The sequence below is a fragment of the Streptomyces rhizosphaerihabitans genome (genome assembly GCF_025399795.1).
Lineage (GTDB): Bacteria > Actinomycetota > Actinomycetes > Streptomycetales > Streptomycetaceae > Streptomyces > Streptomyces rhizosphaerihabitans.
This window is the reverse complement of record NZ_JAODTZ010000005.1, coordinates 59,481-77,668: the sequence shown is the minus strand read 5'-3', so window position 1 is coordinate 77,668 and position 18,188 is coordinate 59,481. Positions and strand designations below refer to the sequence as shown.

The window sequence follows — 18,188 nt, the reverse complement described above, 5'->3', positions numbered from 1 at the left end:
GTCCCGCATTCCGAGATCTTGGTCTCTGCCGCGATCACCCTCATGCCCACTGCATCACACGTCGGTGTCCCTGTCCGTCGTGCGGGCCGATGAACACCCGTGAGTCCGAAGTGGTCACCACGATGACGTATCGGCGCTCACCTGGTGAGCCCGCCAATGCTGGGCTACGCAGGGAACGTCGAGAGGAGACCGTCGAAGCGGTCGATGGATTCAGCATGACCGAAGAGTCCGGGCAGCCCGCCGGTGTGCCAGAAATCAGTCGTCTGACCAGGCTCGATGGAGCCGTCCTTGACCGCCACCTAGAGACCGGCCATGACCTTTGCTGTGTAGACAGGGACCAGGAGGACGCCCTCCGTTCGAGCCCCGAGTTCCAGAGCTTCCGCAGCAGACTCAGAGTGTCGGCCGTAGCCGGAACACGGGGCAGGAAGATCCAGTGCCAACGGCCCGCCCCGACCGGATGCTGTTGGTTAATTCCGCCCCGCTGGATCTCATCCAGCGCCGGCGGAGTGCTGCGAAGGGCGGAACGCGGGTCTTGGCGAGTGGTCTGCCGGTGAGCCAGGCATCGATGCGGGCGAGGTTGATGGCGGCGCTGTCCACGTACTCTCCGATGTGGCCGGGTCGGTACGTTTGAACGTGGCCAGTGGTCAGGCCACGTTGGTGTCCCGTTCGATGGCCTTGAGACGGTTCTTGAGTCGGTAGCTGGGGCCGTTGATCGCGACGACGTCGCAGTGGTGCAGGAGCCGGTCGAGGATCGCGGTGGCGAGGACCTCGTCACCGAACACCTGTCCCCATTCGCTGAAGGTCTTGTTCGAGGTCAGGATGATCGAGCCCTTCTCGTAACGCTTCGAGATGACCTGGAAGACCAGGTTCGCCTCGGCGCGTTCGAGGGGCTGGTAGCCGACCTCATCGACCACGAGAACGCCGGGCCGCAGGTAGGAGCCGAGTTTGCTGGTCAGTCGGCCTGCTGCCTCGGCGGCCCTGAGATGGCGGACCATGTCGTCGAGGGTGGTGAAGTAGACCGAGAACCCGGCTCGGCAGGCAGCGACCGCCAGGGCGACCGCGATGTGCGTCTTGCCCACCCCGGGCGGACCCAGCAGGGCCGCGTTGGCCTTGGCCTCGATGAACGAGAGAGTGGCCATGTCCTTGATCTTGCGCGGGTCGAGGTCGGGTTGGAACGAGAAGTCGTAGTCATCCAGCGTCTTGTGGTGCGGCAGCTTCGAGAACAGCAGAGACCGGCGGAAGCGGCGGTCGTCGCGGACCGCGAGTTCCTCGGACAGCACCAGGTCGAGGAAGTCGAGATAGCCGAGCTTGCCCTCCTCGGCCCGGCGGGCCAATTGGTCCAGTCCGTCGGCGAGATGGGGCAGGCCGAGCTTGGTGGCCGTGGTGCGGATGCGGTTGCCGGTCAGCTCGCTCAAGACGATTCCTTGCTCTGGGGACGGGAGTTGAAGGGCCGGGTGCCGGTGAGTTCGTCATAGACCGACAGCGGCCGGCGGCCAACCTCGATCCGGGTGGCCGCGGCCCTGTTGAGCAGTGCCTGGAGCGGTCCGGCGCCCTGCCCGGAGGTGGCGTTCCGCTGCGGCGGGGAGAAGGACACTTCGGTCGTGGTCCGCCGGTTGTTCCCCTCGGGCAGTCCACTCCAGTGGCTCTCGTCGACGACGCGGACACCACGGCCGACAGCCCTTGCATGGACGGCCAGCAAACTGTCACTGTCGGCGGTCGCAGTGGCCGAGTGCAGGCTGATCTGCGACTTGGTGGCCCGGATCTCCACCAGCTGGCGGGGGCGGACCTTGCGTGCCGGGACCGAGTAGAGGTTGCCGTCGAAGGCGACGAGGCAGTCCTTGCCGACATGCCGCAGTTGCCGTTCGGCCACCAGATAAGGGGTGGGTGGCAACGGCTTGAGGGCCGCGTGGTCGCGGGCGGCCCGATGTCCGATGACCTCGTGGTGGGTTGCATGGGTGCGGGCGCGTCGCTGCGGCACCCATGCCATGAACGCGGCGTCCATCTCCTCGGTGGAGGAGAAGGCCCGTCCTGCGAGCACGTGGTCGCGGACGATCAGGACCTGGCGCTCGACCCGGCCCTTGCCGGTGGGCCGGTAGGCGGCCAGCACGTCGATGTCGAAGTCGTAATGGCCGGCGAAACCCACCGCCTCCGGATGCAGCGGGACCGCTTCACCCGGCGCGACATGCCGGCGGACGACGGTTTTGGTCCGGTCGTAGACGATCGACATTGGCACCCCGCCGTAGTGGGCAAACGCCCGCCGGTGGCAGTCGAAGAAGGTCTGCAGATCCTGGCTGGTGGTGAAGCAGCAGAACGGGTCGCGGGAGTACGACAGGGTCATGTGGAACGAATAGACCTTGGGGATGCCCAGGTGGGCGAGGACCTTGCCTTCGTCGCCCCAGTCGACCTGGGCCTGGGCCCCGGGCACGACCTCGAAGCGGCGGTGCATGCCCGCCAACTCCCGCGGCGCGATGCCCAGTTCCTCGGCGACTCGTGGACGGGCTTCCTGCAGATAGAGCTTGACGCGCTGGTAGTTGATGGTGGAGCCGTAGTCCTTCACCAGGCGCTCGTGCACCACCGCACCCTTGATGAGGATCTCCGCCTTGAGCATCGCGTCGATCAGCGGCGCGACCTCGTCCACCGCCTTCTTGCGTGTCCGGCCGTTCGACACCCTCCTCGGCGGCGCGGCCGGGGCCTGGCCGGACAGATACTTGCGGACCGTCTTCCTGTTCAGGCCCGTCTCCTTGGCGACCTCCGTCAGAGTCACCGCACCGGACTCGAACAGGGCACGGAAGCGCCGGAGTTCCAACCAGCGTTGCGGGTCCAAGACCATCGTCAGCCGCCCTCCGCCGCCCCTTACCAACCAGCAGCAGAGTGCCGAGCAACGGGACTCACCGCATCAACAAGCGGCCCTTTTCACTCGTACGTGACTGGCCGCGTTCACACGTACGGCGACAGGCGCCGGTGAAGTGGTGCTGCAACCGGGTTTTGGCGAGGCCGCGGTAGCGGGATCTGCGTAGGCCGAAGGCGTGGACGCCCTGCGAGATGGTGCCCTCGACGCCGGCTCGGTGTCCGTAGCGGCGGCGCCAGTGGTCTGTGTTCTGCTCGATACGGGCCTGTTGAAGGATGTCGTGTTCGGTCTTCGGTCTCAGGGTCAGATTGCGGCCGGTCCTGGAGTTGGTGCACGAGGTCCGCAGTTCGCAGGGGTCGCAGTGCCGGGCGGCGAACCGGACCCGGGTGACTGGAGCGCCCCACTCGCTCTGGTCTTCCCGCCAGACGACGTTGGTCTGTCCGCCGGGGCAGACGGCCCGGCGCTGGTCCCAGTCGATGGTGAAGCGGGTGTTGTCGAAGATGTCTCCGGTCGCCTGTCCCTTCACGGTGGTGGACTTGACCGGGCCGACCAGTTCGATGCCGTGATCGCGGCGGGCGTGGTGGATCTGTTCGGCGTCGATGTATCCGGCGTCCACCAGGTGCTCGTCCGGCAGGAGACCGCGTTCGGCCAGGGCGGTGTGGATGTCCTCCAGGACGAGGACGTCGTTGACGGGCGCCGGCGTGGTGCGCATGTGGGTGATCAGATGCGGGGCGTCGGGCTCGCAGGTCTCGCTGAGGTGGACCTTGTATCCGGACCAGCCCAGATCCCGTTTCGAACCAGTGCGGGCCTCGGGCTCGTAGGGGGTCCGTAAGCGGATCAGGCCCGGTGGGAGGTCCTTCGTCCCGCGCCAGTGCACGGTGCCCTCAACGTGGTGGAACTGCTGCACCCAGGTCTGCCGCAGGAACTCCACCGCGGGCAGGCTTCGCAACGTGGGCGGTGACACGGCCGACCAGAGGGCCTTCAGCAACATCATGCCGTCGGTCCCGCACTGGTCGGCGTGTTCGACGCGGGCCGCCCACCGGGACGCGAAGCGGCTGTCCTCCGGCCTGGCCGAGTAGCGGTCGAACCACTCCGGCGGCGACACCGTCACCAACCAGTCCCCGGCCTCCTCCGCTACCTGGTTCAGTGCCGCCCGCAGTGTCTCGGCCACGAACTCCAGCCGGTTCAGGTCTCTCGTTGCGGCCAGCACGTGGGTCGCATCCGTGCGCTGCCGCTTGCCCGCCTTGACCAGCCCTGCCTCGCCGGCCGCCCGGAGTACTGCATCGAACACCATCTGGCCGGCCTCGCCATCGACCAGCCGGGCACGGAACTCGCTGAGCACAGAGAAGTCGAATCCGGTGTCGGCCAACTCCAGCGAAAGGGCGTACTTCCAGTCCAGACGCGAGCGGACCGCGTGCGCGGCCTGCCGGTCGGTCAGCCCCTCGGCGAACTGCAACACCGACACCAGCGCGAGCCGGGCCGGAGACACCGTCGGCCGCCCCCTGATCGGGAAAAGCTCCTCGAAATCGGCATCCGAGAAAACCGGCCCGAGTGCATCCCGCACCCGCATCACCAGGCAGCCCTTCGGGAACACCGCACGTGCCAGCCGAGCGGTCCCCTCCGGGATCTCCCCCAGATCCACCCCACGCAACGACACCGAACCCACCCCTCAACACAACGACGGCCCACACAACCCCAACGGAGTCATGCAGGCCGTCGTCACACCCACACCCGATTTACCAACAGCATCCACACGGTGCGGGCCGTTGGCCTTCCGGCTTCGATCGTCCGTCCGTGACGCTGACGCTCAACGGGTTGGCCGTAAACGGTCCGATGAATCATGCTCCGTCACGGCTGCTGTCCTGGGCCACTGCAGCAGACGGAATTCGATCACCGCAACAGCTCCGCCGACAGGTGCATCAGCGAGCCGGCGCATGTACCGACCGTGCACACGCCCCGACACCACCCCACATCCTGGACACCTCGCCGTCGGTACCGCGGAGTGAGCACAGAGCGTGACCGTTCCGGCCTCACGCTCGATCGACTCGATCACCACACCGGCCAAATGCGGCAGCAACCGCCCCAAACCCCCTGAACCGCACACCAGGCAGGCGACGTCGCTGAGTAGGCCCGGAGCGCGGTGCCGGGATCACTCCCGGTCCGTTTCTCCGGACCTCTCGCCGAACCCGCCGTGCGCCTCTCAGCGCAACGGGCTCTCCACGGTCTCTGCCGTCAGGCGTGGTTGATACCGGCCCAGGGATTGGGGATCCTCGACGCCCGGTAGCGGTAACGCGTGACCGTTACCGTCTGGAGGTCGAACAGTTCGATCCCATCCGCGTGCGGGCGGCGCCAGCCCCCGTGGGGGTTGGCGAGCCACCGGCGGACGTCCTTCCACCTCCAGCGATGCAGAGCCCTCAGCCACCGGACCACCCGCCACCAGACGAAGTGTTCCAACATGCTGAAGGTGTGTTTCGCCACTGCGTGCTTGAAGTAGTTGGCCCAGCCGCGCATGATCTGATTGAGACGGATCAGCACGTCCCTGGGAGGGTGTTGCGACGTCCTGTGGGTCAGGGCACGGATCTTCGCCTTCAACGACCGGAGGGGCCGGTCGGCGATGAAGGTGTAGACGTACCACTTGTCGTTGGTTCCCTGCTTGCGGCGCCACTGGATGCGGAACCCCAAGAAGTCGAAACCGTCGGTCATGTGCACGATTCGGGTCTTGGTCGGTGACAGACGAAGACCCAGAGGCTCCAGCACATGAGCGATGTCTTCATGCAGCGTTTCGACGTCGTCGCGAGTGCCGTGCACGAGGACGACGAAGTCGTCCGCGTAACGGACGACCCGCCACCTGGGCAGGCCCAGGTAACGACGTCGGTCCCGCCGGGAGCCGGTGCTCATCTCCCCGCCGTTCTTCCACGGCCCGTGCAGGTGCTCGTCGAGCGCCGACAGGACGATGTTGAAGATCAGCGGTGAAAGGATCCCGCCTTGCGGGGTGCCGGTGTGAGTGTCCTGGTACTGACCGTCCTCAGTGAGGACACCAGCCTTCAAGAACGCCTTGACCAGCTCCAGTACGCGCTTGTCCTTGACTCTGACCCGCACCGCGTCCATAGCGGCGCGGTGCGAGACGTTGTCGAAAGCTGCCTCGATATCCGCATCCAGCACCCACCGATAGCCTCGGGTACCGAAGTAATGGATCTCGGCGATCGCGTCCTGGGCCCGCCGCGCGGGCCGGAACCCGTAGGAAACCGGCTCGAAGTCGGCCTCGAAAATGGGCTCCAGCACCAGTTTCAGTGCCGCCTGGACCAAGCGGTCCTCCACCCGGGGAATCCCGAGCTTGCGGACCTTCCCCGAGCCACCGGGCTTGGGAATCGCGCGTTCGCGTGCCGGCATCGGGCTCCAGGCCCGTGCCTTGAGCCGCTCACGCACCTCGGCCAGGAAGGCCGGGACGCCGATCTCGGACTCGATCCAGCCGACCGTGCGGCCGTCCACGCCGGGAGTCCGCGCCCCCTGATTGCCCGCAACCCGGTCCCACGCGATTCGCAGCGTGGCCGGATCGTGCACGAAGTTGAACAGGTCGTCGAACCCGCGGCCGGGGTCGGCCGCCACCCAACGGTGAAGCTTGGCCTGCATCTCCGATACCCGCTGACGGGGCCCCATTTCGGGGCCCGTTGGCGGAGCGTCGCCGTTCGGCGGCGCATCTTCCGGCATTGCAGCATCCTTCCCTTCTCGATACCGCTGCCGCCCTTCCCCGTGTGACCGGCTTTCCCGGCCTCGGAGTACTACGGCGGCTCCGCCCCCTCCCGGACCGATCAGTCGTCGGTGGACTCAGCCCCGCCACCGCCGCCGGACGCGGCGCGAAGGGCAAGGACCGGGACGGTTCCCGTGTTCACTGTGGTTCGCTCGATGAAGTAGGAGCCCGACTGTGTCCCTGTGGCATCGCCGCGAGTACGCCGCAGACCTTCCCCACGGCCTCCCGAGCAGCTCTTGTATACCGCCCCAGGAGTTCTCCAGATCACCCGAAGGAATGACCCGGATACGCGCCACATCCGGCCCAGATCCACCAGATTCGAGCCGGTGTCGCTTTAAGAGACGTAACACGCCGGTTCCTTGCGTACTCCTCTCCATCATGCTCGCCGGACCCGCACCATCTGGCAGTACTGGCACGTCCCGGCTTTGTCAGGGCCGCTCTCGCCCTCCCCGGCACCACCCGGATCAGACTGCCCTCAGCTTCAACGACCCTGCTGCGACAGGGCGTTGGTGCAGGTCTTTCACCTCCACTCGAACCAACAGCGCCTCACGGCGCAAACAAGATCCTCGACAGAGCCGGATTGTTTGACCGTCGACACGCTTCGACGAGGCCCTGAGGGACGCTGCAGGGTGAGTTCTGATGAGGTCAGCTGAGTCCCGCCCGATCACCCACGAGCACATCCTTTCGGGCTAATCAGCTCCGGTAATGCACACTGACTGGTTCCATCCCTGGCAGCATCCAGGCCGAACTTGTCGATCGGTAGAGGGCGCGCGGCATGAAGCAGACACTCAACGAACGGCAGCTGACGGTGCTGGAGTGGGTGGGAAAGGGATGCCCCGAGGGAGCTTCCGCCGCCTACAAGACCAGCTGCCAGGCTCTGCAAAACCGTGGGCTGGTCAAGGTGGCCAGACGAGGTGGCGTGTGGAATGCGGTGCTGACCGACGCAGGGCGCCATTACCTGGCCCACGGCACCTACCCGGTGCCGAAGGCCCCGTTGCGAGCGCTTCCCATCCCCCGGTTGCCCAAAACCGCTGCCCCAGGTTCGTTGCCTGGTGTTCCGCAGCAGCCGCGTAAGACGTACACCGACCAGCTCCTGGAGGAGCTGGAAGCAGCCAGCGGCAGGATCCTGAAGTCGGGCCCCGACGCTGACGCCTGGTTGAGCCGTGCCGCCTCGGCGAGCCGATCCGGACGAATCCCGAAGACTAAAGAGCTGCAGTACTGGAAGCGCCGTGAGGGCGTCGAGATCAAGCTCGTGGACATTCCCGCGTGGCGCCTGGCCGTTCTGGAACCGGTGGTGGTGCCAGCACGGCTGACCCGTCCGCATGCCGTCGTCCAGGCGATGCAGAAGGCGAAGCAACCGCTCGGGCTGACACGGCCAGTCCAGCAACGCGCTCTGCGCATCGTGCACGCGCTTCTTACCGCCGTCGAACGCAACGGTCATACCTGTGCTGCCGGCACCGTGGGCGCGGGACCGCGGCATAACCGCCGCCTTCCGCATGATCCGCACTTCACGATCAAAGCCCAAGGGGACAGGATCGAGTTCCGAGTGGTTCAGGAGAAGGACCGAAGCGAGCACGTTCCGATGGACAGGGAACTCGAAGAAGCCAAGAGGTACTCCTGGGTCAGGATCCCCCGATACGACTACACACCCTCCGATCGGCTGCGGTTCGATCTTCGAGGCGGCCATCCCCATCATGGGTCCGAATGGGCGGACAACTCGGAGCGTCTCCTGGAGGAGCAGCTCTCAGAAATCGTCCACGAGATCGGACTGCGCGGTGAGGCGGCCGAGCGCAAGCGCCTAGCCGACCTTGAGCAGGCACAACAGAAGCACTTGCGCTGGGAAGCGGCGATGGCCGAGGCCTGTGACCAGTACGCCGAGGACTACCGCGTCCGACAGTTGGACTCGCAAGAGGCCGCTTGGCGCCGCGCGACACGCCTGGGCGCCTACCTGGAAGCCGCCCAGGCGCACGTGGCGACGCTTCCGCCTGGACCGGAACGAACGGCGGCTGAAGAGTGGATGCTGTGGGCCACCGATCACGTGGCGCGGGTCCATCCGATGTTTCAGCAGCTTCAGCTCCCCGAGATCCCCGCCCCCCGCGCTGACGATCTGAAGCCGTTCCTCCGAGACTGGAGCCCCTACGGCGCTTACTACCGGTAGTTCGTTAAATCCGGCGGTGGTGTGGGTTGACGGCAGGCCAAGTGGGCCGTAGGCCGGTGGTAGGAGGCAACTTCCCTGTTGGAGGCCGCGTATGACTCCACGTCGTCCGTGTCCGCCTGCGCCGGGGCCATCGGAGGAGTACGCGGCCCGGTTCGACGACCTGTTCTTCAGCCTGGCCCAGCGGCGGGGGTTTCGCGAGTACCTGACCGGTCTGCCGGCACCGTGGGACCGGAACAAGACGATCACCTGCCTGGCCGGGGCGGAACCGGCGACAGGTGCGGGGATGCCGGAGGTGCAGCGGCTGCAGTTCTTCCTGCCGGAGTCGCCGTGGGAAGCCGAGCAGGTCAACGACCGGCGGCTTGAGCTGCTGTGCGAGGAGCCGGCGACGCTCCGCATGACGGCGGGGTGATCGTGATCGATGATTCCGGGGACCGCAAGGACGGCACGGCGACCGCACACGTGGGTCGGCAGTGGCCGGGCCGCTTGGGCAAGACGGACAACGGCACAGGCCCGCACCCGTCGGCCGACCTCGTCGAGATCGTTCGTCTCTACGGACTGTGGTCGTGGATCGAGCAGAGCTACAAGCAGATCAAGGACGAACTCGGCCGGGCCGACTTCCAGGTCCGCTCCGCCCGCGCCATCCACCGCCACCAAACCCTGGTCAACTGCGCTTTCTCCTTCTGCTGGGACCAGTGGTTCGCTCCCCCTGGACCGCTGGATGCCACCGCGCCGGACCCCTGCCCCAACCAGGGGTCAGAGAGGGGGACCAAACCCGTCAAACCAGCCCCAACCACCCTGCTGCCCCAGGACCTTACGAGCCATCCGTTCCTGGCTCACCCCCGCCATCACCCTCAGTCGATGGCGGCAGGCCTGGACGGACACGGACCCGCCCTCCGAACTCCAGGCCCTGATCGGCGCCGTCACCACCGGGCGCGGCATTGACCTCTACCGCCGGATTTAACGAACTACCGGTAGGACCTCTAAAGACTCCGGGTTGCGGTGCGTAGTGAATTGGCGTGCTGGTCTGTGACGGACAGAGATGACGCTTGTCCAGGCTGGTTCGCTGACAGCCAGCACCGCGAGTCGGGAAGCCCGGCTGCCCCTGATGGGCGATCTTGGGAGGAGCCGTGACCGGGCGGGTGGGGAGCGGGGTTGACCGGTGTATGGACCTGACCCGACGTCTGCCCACCACGGCGGCCGCCGCCGTCGCCGTCCTTGCGACCGCCTTGTCCGCTGCTTCGCCGCCCCCCGCCGCTGCCGTCGCTTCCGTATCGTGCGCGTCGACGTGGCGGGCCGTGCAGAAGGTGGCGGTGCGTATGCCGGCGTGGAACGAGGGGTGGGTGGCGACGACGCGTTCGCCGATCGTGCGCTATCTGCACCGGGGCGAGCGGGTGACATCGTGCATCGTCGCGGTCGGCCGCGGCTCTTGCTCGGAGTACCGCGAGTGAGGTGGCGGGAGCCTGTGGCGCGTCGTGCCCGAAGGGCAGGTGCCCTCTGGATGCCTGCGCCGCGCATGACCGGCCAGACGCGCCAGACGCGGCGGGACCAGGCGCAGGACCAGGACCAGGCGCTCACGCTCGCTCTCGCCGTTCTGCTCCTGAGTGGCAGCGTGCTGATGCTGTCCTGCTGGAGCGGCCCCTTTCCATGTTCGCCGCCGTGGCTGTCCTGGTCGTCACCGCCTACGCCGCACCCGGTATCGCCCGCCGCCTGGCTGTCCCTCGCGCGGTCCGCCGGCTTCTGCGCACTTTGCCCGGCGCCTGACCATGCAGCCGATCGCTGCCGAGACAGCACCGGGTCCAGACGACACACAGCGGATTCCTCTTCCTTCTTTTCTATGCAGGCGAGCGTGATCCGTTTCGGGTGGCTATGTAGTTTTTAGGTCACCGGAGAGAGTGATCTCGATGGTGCGTTTGAGTTTGTTTCCGTGGGTCCACTCCAGGGCGCGGTCGTATTGGAGGCGTCCGACGACGATGCCGGGTGCGATTCCTGCCTGCTGTGCGAAGGACTCGATGTTGCTGAACGGCATGGGGCGTTGGGCGAGGCACCGGTAGGCGGCCGTGTGCTCGGGTGGGATGAGGGTGTCGGCGGCGAAGGCGTCTGCTTCGGCTTCACTGCGGTCCCCCTCGGGTGTCGTGTCGTCGGCGCGGTGAGTGTCATCGATGAAGGTAAGGCGTTTGCCGTGCAGGAGGACGTGGCCGAGTTCGTGGAAGAGGGTGAACCAGAAGTGGTCGTCCTTTTTGAAGCGGTCGCTGAGTGCTACGCCGACCTTTTCGGGGGTGAGCCAGCGGGTGACGCCGGAGACGCGGCTGTTGGGGGGCGCGGGAACGAAGACGACGGCGACGCCAACTTGGGCGCACAGGCGTGGAACTTCGGTGAGCCAGAGCGCTGGTTCCTGGATGGTTAGGGCGCGAAGGCGGGGGAGGAGTTCGAGCAGCGCTGTGCGGTCGTACGGAGCGCAGTCCAGGGTGCGTGCCTTGAGCTCGGCCTGGCGCATCCATACTGCGGTGGCATAGTCGTCCGGCTTGAGAACGGTGGAGCGCCTAAAGGCGGTCCGGTAGCTGCGCCACACCTTCTCCGCGACTTCGGGGTCTGCGACGCCGAAGAACGCCAGCAGCTGCTCGAGGTTGTCTACGGTGCATTCCTTGGTCGGCAGGATGCCCCGCCTGACGAGTTCCCCCAGTGAGAAGCGCTTGAGCCAGTCGAGGTGGTTGCTGAGCGCCTCGCGGCTCTCCGTGCGGCTGACATGGGTGCGCCAGGCGGCTTCCATTTGGTTCCATAGAGAGGCCGGAATGCCGACGGCGCGTTCCAGGAGCAGGGCGGTCTCCGGGGTGAGTACGGCGCTGCCCTGGACGATCTGGTTGATGTGCTTGGTTGACAGCCCCGTGCGGCGTGCGAGGTCGGCCTGGGGGATGCCGAGGGCTTCGAGTTGTTCCTTGAGGGTGTCACCCGGGGGCAGGACGTCATCTGGGCTGAAGAACTGGTGAGGGGCGGCGGGCGGGGTCACGTGAGTGCCTCTCGGTCGGCGAGGCTGCGGGGCGGGCCTGTGGCGGGTTCAGGGGCGGTAGATCGCGGTGACGATTACTGCGCGTACGGCGTGCTCGTTCAAGGTGCCGTCGTCGTGAGTGGGGGGCGGGTCATCCCGAGGGCGGAGGACGAGGTCGCCGTGAGGGCCCAGCGACACGAGCAGAGTGAAGCAGTCTCCGTTGGATGCGGGGCGAAGCCGCGCTGCTGCAACGTGCCGCAGGTCAGCCAGGTGGTAGGCGGCCGACATCTGACCGAGGCGCCTGAGGAGGGCGGTTGAGCCTCCGTCGCCGAAGCGGGCCCTTCTGGCGGAGCCGTTGTTGCAGGCATGCGCGAGTCCGGCGTCCTCAAAGGCGATCTCCACCAGCAACCTCAGAATCCTCTTCCGTATACCTGACGCTTCCATGCTATCCTCCGGAGCAAGGTCAATAAGTTCTATGCACCTATTGGGTGTATGAAACTTTGAAGCGGTCTGGTCTGTGCAGAACCACGCACGGACTTGCGAAGGGAGGCTCATGGCAGGCAAGAGCAGCGCATCCAGCGGCAAGCGTGGTCGCAGTGCGATCACGGGCCGGTTCGTGAAGCAGTCGACGGTGCGCCGCAGCCCGGCGACGACCGTCAACGAGACGGCCTCGAAGAAGACCAAGAAGAAGTAGGCCGTGTCCTCAGCCGTTCACTGCAGCATTGCCCTGCCGCACGGCGGGGCAGAAAGGAGCACCTCATGAGTGCAACGCCCGACCAGGCCAGCCTCGTCGATCAGGATCGCCGTCCTCCGAGCACGATCCCGGTGACCATCAACAACAAGACCGTGCAGTTGCCGGAGCGGGAGATGACCGGTCTGGAGATCAAGCAGGCTGCTGCCGCGCAGGGCCTGCCGATCGACCCCGGCTTCCAGCTCTCCGTCAAGCGCGGAAACCGCTACGACATCGTCGGGGACACCGACACGGTCCACATCCACCGCAATCTCGACTTCCTCGCCGTTGCTCCGGACGACAACTCGTGACGACGTACTCGGCGGTGACCGCCCCGATCGACACGGCTCTCACAGAGCTCCGTGGACACTTCGGGGCGGACGCCCTCACCATCACCCCGGACGGATCCGGCGGCGTCTACGTCGTCATCAGCGACCAGCCCGTCGGCCCCGCCTACACCCCGGCCCGGACCTGGCTCGGCTTCCAGATCTCCGCAGCCCACCCCGATGCCGACGTCTACCCCCACTACACCGGCACGCTCACCCGCACCGACGGCCAGCCCCACGGCCCGGCCATCCAGCACGTCACCTGGCAAGGACGCCCCACCGAGTCGGCACTGCAGATCTCCCGACGCTCCAACCACCGCGACCCCGCGGTCGACACCCCTGTCAACAAGGCAGTGAGGATCCTGGCATGGCTGACCACGCAGTGAATCCACCCGCCGCCGGAGCAAGCCTGACCATCCCCGCCCGCCTCTGGCGACAGCTGACCGCTCACCTGTTCCCCGGCGACCGGGCGGCCCACAGCGCCGTCCTCCTCGCCGGATGGACCGACGGCCCCCGCGGTCTGCGTCTCCTGGCCCGCGAACTCATCCTTGCCCGCGACCACATCGACTACGGGCGCGGCACCTTCGGACACCACGCTCTCTCTGCAGCCTTTGTCCGCGACAACATCCTGCGCGCCCGCGACGAACACCTCGCCTACATCGCGGTTCACAACCACGGCGGCTCCACTCGCGTGGAGTTCTCGCCCACCGACCTGGCCAGTCACGAACGCGGCTACCCGGCCTTGACTCAGATCAGCAACACCCCTGTCTGCGGACTCGTCCTCACCCCCCAGGCCGCAGCCGGCGATCTCTGGAACCCTGATGGCACCCGCACCGACCTCGCCGAAGTCGTCATCCCCGCCAACAACCTCCTGCGCCTACGCCCCCAGCCGGCCACAGCGTGCACCCCAGATACAAGCCACGCCTCCTACGACCGCCAGGTGCGCATTTTCGGCGACCTTGGGCAGCGGACCTTCCAAGCGATGAAGGTCGCCGTCATCGGTCTGGGCGGGGTGGGCAACCTGATCACCGAGTACCTCGCACGCCTCGGCGTTGGCCACCTGGTCCTCATCGATGATGATCTCGTCGACGAGACCAATCTGCCCCGCCTCTCCGGTGCGACCGCAGATGACGTCGGCCATCCCAAGACCGCTCTGGCCAGCCGACTGGCCCGGCAAGCACAGCCAAACATCGCCCTCACTGTTCTCACCGAACGCGTCGAGCAGCCCCACGTCCAAACCGAACTGCGCCAGTGCGACTGGCTTTTCCTCGCAGCCGACGGCGCGGCTGCCCGTCATTTCACCAACGCCGCCGTGCACCAGCACCTCGTTCCCGCCACTCAAGCGGGCGTGAAGATCCCCGTACGAGACGGAACCGTCGGACAAATCCACGCCGTCACCCGTCTCCTTCTGCCCGGGACCGGCTGCCTGTGGTGTGACGGACTGATCAACCCCACCGACCTCGCCATCGACATGCACACCCCCGCTGACCGAGCCGCCGCACAATACGTCCCCGGCATGCCAGCCGCCAGCGTTCTCCCCCTCAACGCCCTGACCGCCGCCGAAGCCGTCAGCCACTTCATGCATGCAGTGAGCTGCCTCCACGACGACGACCTCGACCACGCCAACATCCTGCACCGCCCCCGCACCCGCACGCGGGACCTCATGAACTCCAGCACCAAACCCGACTGCCGATGGTGCGGCCCGCAAGAGCAGTTCGCGCTCGGAGACCGACCCACCAGCAACGTGGCATCCAGCTGACTGAGCAGATCCACCAACCAGAGCGAGCCCGCACGCTGCCCTTCTCTAGGCCTACCAGCGCATGCCGAGCTGGTCGAGTTCGGCGCGGCATTGCGGGCTGAGTTTGGCGGCCCGGCGGCGGGTGTTGTCGAGCCAGGCTCCGAGTTTGTGCTCGATGCCGTCGACGGTCTCCACCGCTTTGCGGGGCACGGTCAGGTGTCCTTCGCGGGCGTGGAACTGGCGGGCGGCGGCGAGGTTGGCGGTCCACCGGGCGTCCTGCGACCGGGCCGCGCCCGGCACCGGTCCGCCCTCGGCCTGGTGCTCGATGCCGATGCTCTCCAGGAGCCACTGCTGTGCGGGCATGAGCTTGTCCCACCCGGCCCGCTGCCCGGTGATCCACATGCCCAGTCCTGGCCTTGGACGATGAGTTCACTCGCTCCGGCGGGAAGGGTGCTGCCGGGCTCCTCGGAACACGAGGGCTTGGCCCTCGTTGTGTGCTCAGTCGAGTCGTTTCCAGGTCTGGCAGCCGGATGTCTGGAACGCCTTGTCGGTGGCGAGAATGGTGATGGTGGCCGGGCCTTTGCCGGATCTGTTGGCGATGATCTCGGTGAGGTCGCCTGTGGTGCCTTTGAGGCGGGCCCAGTAGCAGTCTGTCAGGGCTTCGGCTGGTCCAGCGCTTCGGTAGGTTCCCGGCCGGGCTTCCCGGCCGACCAGGAAGGTGCCGTCACCGGGAATCTGTGACAAGGTCGTTTGCGCCGTCCCGGTCGCCTTCGACGGCGTGTGGGTCTGGGACGGAACCTCCGCGGTGGATGCCGTCCGAGAGGCGGCTGACGGGGAACCGTCGGCGTTGCCGCCGGCACCCACGATGCCGATGAGCACCCCCACCACGAAACCACCGAAGGCTGCGAAGGAGTGAGTTAGCACGGGGCGGCGGCGTCCACTCGCAGGACGCGGGGCGGTTTGCCCCAGCTGAGGTCCCTGCGGCGGGCCCGTCGGGGGCTGTGATCCATCATGTCCCCAGGGTGTGGCCGAGGCCGCCCAGTCGCACGCCGGGTGCCCTGGAGGATGCGATGGCAAGCCGGCCGAATGGGTCTTTTGCGAAGCTGCCTGCGGTCGGTGGACAGTCCTGGCCGTCGTCGGCTGGCTGGTGTCCTGCGCCCTCAGAGGCTGAGTCGTATGGATCACCGGAGGTCATGGGCGTCGCGCCAGGAAGACGAGCTCTCTTCCCGGGCGGTCGGGCGCATCGCGGATGCCTTCCACCGCGTATCAGTGCGCGTCCAAGTCCCTCTCGATGTTCTGCGTCCTGACACCCGAGGAAGTCGCCGAACACGCCGCGCTGCTGGTTGCCGCCGACTGGCTCACCGAAGCCGACACAGCCGGCGGCAGGCTGCACGGACAGCTCGCCGAGCGGGTCCTGTCTCCGGCGGGCCGCTGTAGCCGGACCGTCGTGCCCCATGCCTCATCCAGAGGGGCGACCGCCAGCTCCGGTCGATCGCCGATGCTCGCGAACCGTGCCCCGCTCCCTGGCGTGGAACGCGCCGTATGGGTGCGGATCATCCGTCAGGGGGGTGCCTCTATGGGGTTCGTCAAGGAATCGAGCTGCGTTTGGCCGGGCTGACGGGCAGCATGGCGGCATGCCGGATCTGCTGTGGGATGACGTCAGGAACTTCTTCGACCCTGACCTGATGGGTGCTCTGCCTGATGTGTCCGTGACCGACACCTCGGTCGATGACTGGCAGGCGGTGTTCGACCTGGTCGGGTCGAGCGGGTGGACGTGGGAGTACTCGGAAGGCTGCGTTCGCATGCCTTTGCCCTCGGCGCAGGAGGTGCTGTCACGGCCCACGGACGCGGACATGGCCCTGCTGAAGGTATGGCCTGTCGCGGATGTGCAGGTGAACTTCTGGCCGATGTCGGCCGGTGAGATCGACTTTGATGTCGACCTCCGGGAGTTGCAAGGCCAGGAAGGAGTGGACGTCCTGTGCGGCCTCCTCAGCACGATCGGGCGCCGGCTGGGCAGGCCCGTGCTGATGACCGGAGAAGGCGACCGGGGGAAGCCGGTGCTCGGGTTCGACCCCAGGGCCGATCGCGTGGTGCTGCTGGCAGATCCCCTCGGAGTTCAACTGACCGCCGCTGCAGGCCGGGATTCGTAGATGGCGCCGTCGCGGAGCATGGCGAACAGGACGCTGATGCGGTGGCGGGCGAGACGGAGAAGAGCCTGCGTGTGGGTCTTTCCGCGGGCCCGGCACTTGTCGTAGTAGGTGCGGGAGGCGGGATCATGCAGGGCGGCGAACGCTGACAGGAACATCGCCCGTTTGAGCTGCCGGTTTCCGCCTCTGGGCGCGTGTTCGCCGTGGATCGAGGTTCCCGAGGACTTCGTCGTCGGGGCGAGCCCGGCGTAGGAGGCCAGATGAGCGGCGGTGGGAAAGCTGGTTCCGTCGCCGACGGTGACCAGCAAGGTGGCGGCGGTTCTGACCGCGACCCCCGGAATCGAGGTCAGGACCGGGGAAAGAGGGTGAGCCTCCAGCAACTGCCGGATCTGTGCTTCAAGGGCTCGTCGCTGTTCATGGACGGCGGCAAGCGAACGAGCAAGGGATGGGATGACGATGTCGAGGGTGCCCGTGCCTGGAACGATGACGGTCTGTTCGTCCAGGGCATCGAAGACCTCGTCGATCAGCCGCTCGGCCATGCGTGGAGCTTTGGGTCTGATGACCTCGACGAGCTTGCGGCGTCCGGCTTTCCGAAGCGCGGCCGGGGAGCCGTAGCGTTCCAGCAGCCAGGTCACCGCGGAGTGGTCCAGGCGTGGGCCAAGGACGCGTTCCAGCGAGGGGTGGAACTGAGTGAGGAGGCCGCGTATCCGGTTGGAGGTCCGGGTGGCCTCGGCTGCCAGGTCCTGATCGAAGCCCACCAGCACGGTCAGCTCGGCGGTGATCTCGTCGGTCAGTTCCAGCGAGCGCAGGATGTGCGGCATCGTCCGGGCGGCGTCCGCGATCACTGCGGCGTCCTTCGCGTCGGTCTTCGCCTCGCCGGGATACAGGTCGGCGATTCGCCGCATTGCGAGTCCGGGCAGGTAGGCGACCTTGCAGCCAGCGTCCCGGGCGACCGTCAGGGGCAGGGCTCCGATCGAGGCGGGCTGGTCCACGATCACCAGCACGGTACCGAACTTCGCGGCCAGCTTGTCGAAGACGGTCCGCAGCTTCGGCTCACTGTTGGGCAACTGCTTGTCGAAGACCTTCTTGCCGGCCGGGGTCAGCCCATGGCCGTGGTGGGCACTCTTGCCGACGTCCAGGCCGAGGAAGACGCCCACGTCGTCGATGTCGTACAACCCATCCTCCTGAACCGGGTTCGTGCGGTGCTGGCCAGGGCGTTGGCGTCGTATGCGCGCATCCACGTTATGCAGACCTGCCGCCCGCGGGATGCCGGGCATTGCGCCAGACCAGGCGGTGGTCAGACCTCTCATCAGCGTCTCCAACGGCGTCTCTCGGGCCCGGTGACACCACCCCCCAGGTCATCCGTTCGACAGGGGGACACAGTCATGCCGGGCCCGGAGGCCAGCGGCCCTCTTGCAGGACCACGGAAAACATAACGGGGGCACGCACCCAGGAGCGGGTTCAGGCAGTCGCGTTGGTCTTCGCTGATCCGGGCGGGCCGCTGCTGGAC

16 protein-coding genes and 1 pseudogene are annotated in these 18,188 nt (G+C 66.9%); 8 read left to right on the top strand and 9 right to left on the bottom strand.

Going from position 1 to position 18,188, the window contains the following annotated elements; all coding sequences use genetic code 11:
- Positions 1-644 precede the first annotated feature (644 nt).
- The 5 genes from istB to ltrA all read right to left on the bottom strand — a co-directional run bounded on the left by istB (position 645) and on the right by ltrA (position 6,556).
- Positions 645-1,415 carry an IS21-like element helper ATPase IstB gene (gene istB, locus N4G66_RS06730; protein ID WP_261703037.1) on the bottom strand — a complete coding sequence of 257 codons (771 nt, stop codon included), beginning with the start codon at positions 1,413-1,415 and terminating at the stop codon, positions 645-647.
- On the bottom strand, positions 1,412-2,830 hold the full coding sequence (gene istA / locus N4G66_RS06725) for an IS21 family transposase (protein WP_261703036.1): 1,419 nt from the start codon (positions 2,828-2,830) through the stop codon (positions 1,412-1,414). The genes istB and istA overlap by 4 nt, the downstream gene beginning before the upstream one ends.
- Before the next feature lie 58 nt (positions 2,831-2,888).
- The gene (locus N4G66_RS06720) at positions 2,889-4,505 is read right to left on the bottom strand and encodes an IS1182 family transposase (RefSeq protein ID WP_261703035.1); all 1,617 of its coding nucleotides are present in this window, start codon (positions 4,503-4,505) and stop codon (positions 2,889-2,891) included.
- A 150-nt stretch (positions 4,506-4,655) separates the two neighbouring features.
- Complete coding sequence (locus N4G66_RS45840) at positions 4,656-4,901, bottom strand: transposase family protein (protein ID WP_391858765.1); 246 nt, start codon at positions 4,899-4,901, stop codon at positions 4,656-4,658.
- Between the two features lie 179 nt (positions 4,902-5,080).
- On the bottom strand, positions 5,081-6,556 hold the full coding sequence (ltrA, locus tag N4G66_RS06715) for a group II intron reverse transcriptase/maturase (RefSeq protein WP_261703034.1): 1,476 nt from the start codon (positions 6,554-6,556) through the stop codon (positions 5,081-5,083).
- 815 nt (positions 6,557-7,371) lie between these two features.
- Between ltrA and N4G66_RS06710 the strand changes: the two genes are divergently transcribed.
- From N4G66_RS06710 to N4G66_RS06695, 3 genes and pseudogenes are all read left to right on the top strand, one after another.
- Positions 7,372-8,754: a hypothetical protein gene (locus tag N4G66_RS06710; RefSeq protein ID WP_261703033.1), complete on the top strand. Its 1,383-nt coding sequence runs from the start codon at positions 7,372-7,374 to the stop codon at positions 8,752-8,754.
- 91 nt (positions 8,755-8,845) lie between these two features.
- Positions 8,846-9,696 (top strand): annotated as a pseudogene (locus tag N4G66_RS46200) (transposase).
- A gap of 374 nt (positions 9,697-10,070) precedes the next feature.
- A complete protein-coding gene (locus N4G66_RS06695) occupies positions 10,071-10,202 on the top strand; it encodes a hypothetical protein (RefSeq protein WP_261703030.1) in 132 nt (43 codons plus the stop codon).
- Between the two features lie 416 nt (positions 10,203-10,618).
- On the opposite strand, the gene N4G66_RS06690 is transcribed toward N4G66_RS06695, so the two are convergent.
- A complete protein-coding gene (locus N4G66_RS06690) occupies positions 10,619-11,758 on the bottom strand; it encodes an ImmA/IrrE family metallo-endopeptidase (protein WP_261703029.1) in 1,140 nt (379 codons plus the stop codon).
- A gap of 532 nt (positions 11,759-12,290) precedes the next feature.
- Here N4G66_RS06690 and N4G66_RS06685 point away from each other — a divergent pair.
- From N4G66_RS06685 to N4G66_RS06670, 4 genes are all read left to right on the top strand, one after another.
- Positions 12,291-12,431, top strand: a complete 141-nt coding sequence (locus N4G66_RS06685; protein ID WP_261703028.1) for a hypothetical protein — start codon at positions 12,291-12,293, stop codon at positions 12,429-12,431.
- 65 nt (positions 12,432-12,496) lie between these two features.
- Positions 12,497-12,778 (top strand): multiubiquitin domain-containing protein, encoded by a 282-nt coding sequence (locus tag N4G66_RS06680; protein WP_261703027.1) that lies wholly within the window; start codon positions 12,497-12,499, stop codon positions 12,776-12,778.
- Positions 12,775-13,179: a hypothetical protein gene (locus tag N4G66_RS06675; RefSeq protein ID WP_261703026.1), complete on the top strand. Its 405-nt coding sequence runs from the start codon at positions 12,775-12,777 to the stop codon at positions 13,177-13,179. The genes N4G66_RS06680 and N4G66_RS06675 overlap by 4 nt, the downstream gene beginning before the upstream one ends.
- Positions 13,161-14,552 carry a ThiF family adenylyltransferase gene (locus N4G66_RS06670; RefSeq protein ID WP_261703025.1) on the top strand — a complete coding sequence of 464 codons (1,392 nt, stop codon included), beginning with the start codon at positions 13,161-13,163 and terminating at the stop codon, positions 14,550-14,552. The genes N4G66_RS06675 and N4G66_RS06670 overlap by 19 nt, the downstream gene beginning before the upstream one ends.
- Before the next feature lie 51 nt (positions 14,553-14,603).
- Here N4G66_RS06670 and N4G66_RS06665 read toward each other — a convergent pair whose 3' ends face one another.
- Both N4G66_RS06665 and N4G66_RS06660 read right to left on the bottom strand, forming a co-directional pair.
- Positions 14,604-14,933 carry a helicase associated domain-containing protein gene (locus tag N4G66_RS06665; RefSeq protein ID WP_261703024.1) on the bottom strand — a complete coding sequence of 110 codons (330 nt, stop codon included), beginning with the start codon at positions 14,931-14,933 and terminating at the stop codon, positions 14,604-14,606.
- 96 nt (positions 14,934-15,029) lie between these two features.
- A complete protein-coding gene (locus N4G66_RS06660) occupies positions 15,030-15,455 on the bottom strand; it encodes a hypothetical protein (RefSeq protein WP_261703023.1) in 426 nt (141 codons plus the stop codon).
- Positions 15,456-16,165: 710 nt separating this feature from the next.
- Here N4G66_RS06660 and N4G66_RS06650 point away from each other — a divergent pair.
- Positions 16,166-16,681, top strand: coding sequence for a hypothetical protein (locus N4G66_RS06650; protein ID WP_261703022.1), 516 nt, complete (start codon positions 16,166-16,168; stop codon positions 16,679-16,681).
- Here the strand turns inward: N4G66_RS06650 and N4G66_RS06645 are convergent.
- On the bottom strand, positions 16,648-17,853 hold the full coding sequence (locus N4G66_RS06645) for an IS110 family transposase (protein ID WP_261703021.1): 1,206 nt from the start codon (positions 17,851-17,853) through the stop codon (positions 16,648-16,650). The two genes, N4G66_RS06650 and N4G66_RS06645, sit on opposite strands and share 34 nt — an antisense overlap.
- Positions 17,854-18,188: the final 335 nt, after the last annotated feature.